This is a genomic window from Caldisalinibacter kiritimatiensis, assembly GCF_000387765.1.
In the GTDB taxonomy this organism is placed as follows: Bacteria; Bacillota; Clostridia; order Tissierellales; family Caldisalinibacteraceae; genus Caldisalinibacter; species Caldisalinibacter kiritimatiensis.
In genome coordinates, this window is sequence record NZ_ARZA01000206.1 from 1 (window position 1) to 405 (window position 405).

At 28.4% G+C, this 405-nt stretch carries 1 protein-coding gene; it reads left to right on the forward strand.

What is annotated here, in order from left to right:
• Window positions 1–281 (forward strand): hypothetical protein (locus L21TH_RS14580; protein WP_034429855.1); only part of this gene is annotated, 281 nt, incomplete at its 5' end.
• Window positions 282–405: the final 124 nt, after the last annotated feature.

Genomic DNA, 405 nt, shown 5'->3' on the forward strand with positions numbered 1-405 from the left:
TTACAAAAATAAATCAATTATTAAATGAATTAAAAAAACTTAGAATTTTAAAATTACAAGACATGGTTTCTGTATACATGGGAACAGGAAAAAATTTAAAGTACATGATAGTTCTCACTAATGATACTACTCAAGATTTCCTCACAATATATATATATGAGAATAAACATATGTATTGTACTGGTTGGGAATATTACGTTTTGAATTCAGATTCTACATATAAAACATTATTAGAAAACATAGATGATATATATAATTCATTGCGTAATGAAGAAAATTAGTAGTATAGAAGGTAATGTAAAAAAATAAAAAGATGTGATGTATTTATCATGAATACATCACATCTTTTAGTGCGCCCAGCATGGGCGCTTGCTTGTCGGTGAAAGTCCGATGCAGGGGCTGGTA